General features: G+C 66.6%; 5 protein-coding genes. 2 read left to right on the top strand and 3 right to left on the bottom strand.

The features are described from left to right. Positions 1–589: SDR family NAD(P)-dependent oxidoreductase (locus tag ACREE8_RS12705; RefSeq protein ID WP_431573374.1), on the bottom strand; the 589-nt coding region annotated here is incomplete at its 3' end. Positions 590–786: 197 nt separating this feature from the next. Between ACREE8_RS12705 and ACREE8_RS12700 the strand changes: the two genes are divergently transcribed. Continuing rightward, complete coding sequence (locus ACREE8_RS12700) at positions 787–1,671, top strand: LysR family transcriptional regulator (RefSeq protein WP_431573373.1); 885 nt, start codon at positions 787–789, stop codon at positions 1,669–1,671. A 35-nt stretch (positions 1,672–1,706) separates the two neighbouring features. Here the strand turns inward: ACREE8_RS12700 and ACREE8_RS12695 are convergent, their stop codons facing one another. Beyond that, positions 1,707–3,053 carry an aspartate aminotransferase family protein gene (locus ACREE8_RS12695; RefSeq protein ID WP_431573372.1) on the bottom strand — a complete coding sequence of 449 codons (1,347 nt, stop codon included), beginning with the start codon at positions 3,051–3,053 and terminating at the stop codon, positions 1,707–1,709. Positions 3,054–3,424: 371 nt separating this feature from the next. Here ACREE8_RS12695 and ACREE8_RS12690 point away from each other — a divergent pair, with 371 nt between their 5' ends. Continuing rightward, positions 3,425–5,272 carry a S9 family peptidase gene (locus tag ACREE8_RS12690; RefSeq protein WP_431573371.1) on the top strand — a complete coding sequence of 616 codons (1,848 nt, stop codon included), beginning with the start codon at positions 3,425–3,427 and terminating at the stop codon, positions 5,270–5,272. Positions 5,273–5,283: 11 nt separating this feature from the next. On the opposite strand, the gene ACREE8_RS12685 is transcribed toward ACREE8_RS12690, so the two are convergent. Then, positions 5,284–5,728: SDR family oxidoreductase (locus ACREE8_RS12685; RefSeq protein ID WP_431573370.1), on the bottom strand; the 445-nt coding region annotated here is incomplete at its 5' end.

Raw genomic sequence — 5,728 nt, 5'->3', positions numbered from 1 at the left:
TGCAGGCGATGCCATATTCGGCACCTTCCAGCGCAACGACCTTGGTCAGCCCGATCACGCCATGCTTGGCGGCGACATAGGCGGCCTTGAAGGGCGAGGCGATGAGCCCATGCACCGAGGCGACATTCACGATGCGTCCCCATTGCCGCTCCTTCATGTCAGCAAAGGCGGCCTGGATGGCGTGGAAAGCGCCGCTCAGATTGATCGCCAGGATCGCGTCCCATTTCGTGGGCGCGAAACTCTCGATCGGCTCGACATGCTGGATGCCGGCATTGTTGATCAGGATGTCGACCTTGCCGAAGGTGCTCCGGGCATGGTCGACCATGGCCCGGACGGCGGCCGGCTGGCTCATATCGGCGCCGTCATAGAGGATCTCGGTGCCGGTCTCGGCCGCGAGCGCCCCGCGGGTCTTCTCGATCTCGATGGCATTGCCGAAGCCGTTGATCATGACCGCCGCCCCTTGGGCCGCCAGGCGCCGGGCGATGCCGAGGCCGATGCCGCTGGTCGAGCCGGTGACGATGGCGGCCTTGCCCATCAGCGGGCGGCGATCGGTGGCCGGCATCCGGATCTCGTTCTGGGTCATCAGCATGGTGGCATTCACTCCTATGGGGTCGTTTTCCGGGCTCGGCCGATCCATCCCGAGGATGTGACCGGCGGCGGGGTTTTTTCCTGGGTTGGAATGTGCCAAACAGGGATGGCAGCAAGGAAATGCCGGGGTCCTATGGTTTCGATGCCGCCCTGGCATGGCCGGATGGGGCATGCTCTTTGGGCATTGAGGGGTGACTCATGGAAATCCACCAGATCCGCTATTTCCTGGCTGTCTGCGAGACGCTGAACTTCACGCGCGCGGCCGAGCGCTGCAACGTGACCCAGCCGGCCTTGAGCCGCGCAATCCAGAAGCTGGAAGAGGAGCTCGGCGGTCAGCTGTTCCGTCGCGAGCGGAGCCTGACGCACATGACCGATCTCGGCCAATTGATGAAGCCGCAGCTCGAGAAGGTGGCCGTCGGGGAGAAGGCCGCGAAATCCGCCGCCCGCGAGTTCCTGAAGCTGGACGATGCGCCGCTGAAGCTCGGCATCATGTGCACGATCGGGCCGCTGCGGGGGATCGGCTTCCTGGCCGATTTCCGCACCCGGCATCCCGGCATCGCCGTGACCCTCAAGGAGGGCGTGCCGACCGAGCTCAGCGACATGCTGATGTCAGGCGACCTCGACGTCGCCATCATGGCGCAGGAGAAGCCGTTCGACGAACGCTTCGATCTGCGTGCGCTCTATCGTGAGCGTTTCTCGGTGGCGCTGCCGCCGGGCCATCGCCTGACGCCCAAGAATGCCGTGCGGGTCACCGATCTTGCCAACGAGAACTACCTGCAGCGGCTCAACTGCGAATATTACGATACGCTCAACGCGCTCTGCGAGGATTGGAGCAAGATCAACGTCAAGACGGTCTATAAGAGCGAGCGCGAGGACTGGATCCAGACCATGGTGATCGCCGGCATGGGAATCTGCTTCATTCCGGAATTCTCGCCGACCGTGCCGGGCCTGGTGACGCGGCCTCTGGTCGATCCCGAGGTGGCGCGCGAGGTGCTGCTGGTCAGCATCGCCGGCCGCCGCTTCTCGCCCGCGGTCGCCACCTTCGTCAAATCGATCAAGGCCTATAAATGGCCCGCGGCGTGACGGCCGCTCTCCGAAACCTTACCTGACGATCGGCCTTAGCCCACCGCATCCTTCACCAGCGCGCCACGCGTCGCCAGGAACTCATCGAGTGCTGCCTCGAAGCGGGCCACGTCGGGCTCGCGCATCGGCAGGGACAGCGCGACGAAGCCGCGCCGCGCGAGATAGATGCCGGCGGCGATCATGTCGAGATGGAACAGCTTCAGGACCTCGCCCATCCGGTTCTCGGTCGCGGGGTCGCTCGGATGGGCGTCGGCCGGCGTGCGCACCGGGCCCCTCACGAAATGCAGATTCATCAGCGAGCCCACGCCCGTGATCTGCAGCGGGGCCTCGTGGCGGCGCGCCACCTTCTGGAGGCGGCCGCGCATCTCATCGCCCAGCGCATTGAGGCGGACCGCTTCGTCGGCGGTGAAGACCTGGGTCAGGCCGGCGACGCCGCCCGCCATCGAACAGACATTGTTGTTGAAGGTGCCGGCATGGCCGATCGAATCCGAGCGATAGGGATCGAACCGTTCCATCAGATCGCGCCGTCCGCCGAAGGCGCCGAAAGAGAGGCCGCCGCCGAGATATTTACCGAGCGTGGTCATGTCCGGCTTGATGCCGACGAGAGCCTGGCAGCCCCCGGGCGCGAGGCGCGAGGTCATCACCTCGTCGAAGATCAGGACAATGCCGCGCCGGCTGCATTCCTCGCGGAGCATCTCGAGGAAGGCGGGATCGGCCGGGAGGCAGCCGGCGGAGCCCTGCATCGGTTCGACCAGCACGGCCGCCAGATCGGCGCCATGCTCGGCGATCAGCCCTCGCGTGTATTCGGTCTCGTTGTAGCGGCTCTTGACCCAGTTCAGCGGCAGGTTGAGCGGGTTGCCATGGCTGCCGAAATAGAACACACCGCCATGATAGGCGAATTCGAACACCATGATCTTGTCGCGGCCGGTCATGATGCGCGCGGTCTGGATCGCGAACAGATTGGCCTCGGTGCCGGAATTGCAGAACCGCACCAGCTCGATCGAGGGAATCCGCTTGCAGATGGCTTCGGCCAGCTGCGCCTCGTAGCGGTTGGGTCCGCCCAGCACGATGCCGTCGCTCAGGGCCTTCGAGATGGCGCCCTGGATCACGGGGTCCGAATGGCCATAGAGCCCCGCCGTATATTCCCCGAGGAAGTCGAGATATTCGTGGCCGTCGAGATCGGTCAGGCGGTTGCCCTTGCCGCCGGACCAGGCGAGCGGGAAGGGGGTGTAGTGGAGGACCGTGCGGGTGTTGCCGCCCGGCATGACCTGGGAGGCGACCTGCGCGCGCGCCTTGCTCTGCGGGTTGGCGGCGCCGTAACGCGCCTCCGCCTCGGCGATCGCGGCATCGAGATCGGCGTTGGGACGGGAACCGTCGGCCATGGTCTTACGCTCCTGCTGATCGGCCTCTTTTCCGGGGGGCCGCGGCCCCGAGCATCGGGATTGGCGCGGCCGGCGTCAATCGCTCAACTAAAGTCTAAGCCGGAGGCTTTATCGGGGACCGAATCAATAAGATGAGCCCGGTTGGCTGCGGTGGCGCTTGATCGAGCCGGCCTGCGCGAAAACGCCTCCTGGCGGTGGCCGGAGAGAAGCTGTTACAGGACGGCCCGCGCGGGTGATCCCGAGCCGGCTCTCGCGCTGTCTCGTTAAGGGTTCTCCCGGAAGCCGGGAGGATAATGCGATCCGGCCCACGAGTCCGGGAGTCGCGCGGATCCTGTCCCCATCGCCCCCGTGACCTGAGAGAGTGCAAGAGCTTGGACAGCGTTCTTCCTGCCGACATGGAGCTGATCGACCGCCTCCTGGCCTTGCCGGAGCTGGAGCGTCCGTCGCTCTCGCCCGACGGCAACTGGCTCGCCTGGAGCTGGAGCGGCCTCGGACCCACGGTCGAGGTCTGGATCGCGCCGACCGACGGCAGCATTCCGCCGCGCTGCCTCGTGGCCAACGCGGATGATCTTCATGTCGAGGATTGGTGGCCCGACAGCCGGGTGCTGCTGCTCTCGGGCACGCAGGACGGCGCCGAGCGGGTGAGGCTCTATCGCCAGGAGCTCGCCGGCGGCGCTCCAACGCTGCTGACCGAGCCCGCGCCCGATTTCTACATCCATGGCGGCCGCGTCACGGCGGACGGGCGGTCGCTTGTCTATGCCGCCAATCTCGATATCGCGATCGGCCAGCCGATCGAGCCCGCCTGGATCTATCGCCACGATCTCGACGGGAACCGACGCACGCTGCTGGCGAAGCCCAAGCGCCCCCATCACGACACGCCCCTGCCGAGCCCGAAGGGGCAACAGGTCCTCTATGCGCGAATCGACCGGGGGCCCGGCGGCCGCCAGCTCTGGCTGGTGGATCTCGACGGCAAGAACGATCGCGAGCTGCTCGATCTCGGCAAGGAGACCAAGCTCTTCGCCCATTGGAGCCCCGACGGGAAGGGGCTCGCGATCCTGGCGGAAGACGCCCGGACCAGCCTCGTCGGCTATTACGATCTCGCAGCCAACCGGATGCGCTGGCTGATCGACGATGCCGTCCGCGGCATCGAGCAGATCTCATGGCCCCGCCGCAGCCCGGAGATCGTGGTGACGGAGACGAAGGAGGGGCGCAGCCAAGTGTGCCTGCTCGATCCCGCGACGGGCCGCGAACGGCCCTTCCGCCGAGCGCCCGGCACCTGGCTGCCGCTGGGTCCGGTCCCCGACCGGACCGGCGCGCAGACGGCCTGGGTCGTCCGCTTCTACGACGCGCGCACGCCCTTGCGCGTGTTGCGCCTCGTCGGCCAGGGCGAGACCACCGATCTGACGGCTCTGCCGCCGGGGCAGGGCGTTCCGCCCGACCTTCTGACGGCGCCGGAGGATTTTCGCTGGCGCTCGGTCGACGGGCTCGACATCCATGGCTGGCTCTATCGCGCGACGCCGCCTTCGAAGGGGCTGATCGTCTGGGTGCATGGCGGCCCGACCTGGCATCTCGAGGCGCGCTACGATCTCGAGCTGCAGTTTCTCGTCGGCGCCGGCTTCGACGTCTTCGCGCCCAATTACCGTGGCTCGACCGGCTATGGCCCCGATTTCCGCGAGGCCATCAAGAAGGAGGGCTGGGGCGGGCTGGAGCAGGAGGATATCCGCAGCGGCATCGAGGCGCTGATCGCGCAAGGCCTGGCGCAAGCGGGCCGTGTCGGCATCGCCGGCGTCTCCTATGGCGGTTACTCCTCCTGGTGGGCGATCACCCATTTCCCCACCGCCGTGGTGGCGGCCGCGGCGCCGATCTGCGGCATGACCGATCTGGTGGTCGATTACGAGACCACGCGGCCCGATCTGCGCAGCTACAGCGAGGAGATGATGGGCGGCGCGCCCCAGGATGTGCCGGAGCGCTATCGCGAGCGTTCGCCGATCCATTTCGTCAGGAACATCCGCGGCCAACTGCTGATCGTGCAAGGCCTGCAGGATCCCAATGTGACGCCCGAGAACCTGAGCGCTGTCAGCAAGGCGCTCGACGCGGCCGGCATTCCCTACGAGGTGCTGGCCTTCCCCGACGAGGGCCATGGCATCGCCAAGCCCGCGAACCGGGCCCGGCTCAATCGCCGGCTGGCCTCGTTCTTCGAAGAGGCGCTGCGCGGCTGAACTGGCGAGGGTTAGAGTCCGCGGTTGACGCCGCCGTCGACCATGATGTTCTGGCCTGTCGTCGCCCCGGAGTGAGGGGAGAGCAGAAAATCCGTCATGCTGACGAGCTCGGACATGCGCGTCGCCCGCGCCAGCGGAATGGTCCGCCGGACTTCCTCGCTCAGCGGCCAGTTGTCCACGAATCCCGGCAGGATGTTGTTCATCCGGATGCCGTCGCGCGCATATCGGTCCGCATAGAGCTTGGTATAGCCGGCGAGCGCCATCCGCACCGTGCCCGAGACCGGAAAGATCAGGCGCGGCTCGAGTGCCGCGAAGGTCGAGATATTGACGATCGATCCGCCCCCGTCGCGCTGGAGGATCGGCGTGACGAGGCGCGCCATCCGAACCACATTGAGAAAATAGAGATCGACGCCGAACCGCCAGGCCTCGTCGCGGATCTCGATCAGCGACCGGTCC

It is taken from the genome of Hypericibacter sp. (assembly GCF_050729195.1).
GTDB lineage: Bacteria > Pseudomonadota > Alphaproteobacteria > Dongiales > Dongiaceae > Hypericibacter.
The sequence above is the reverse complement of the archived record's forward strand: the minus strand, read 5'-3'. Positions and strand labels throughout refer to the sequence as shown.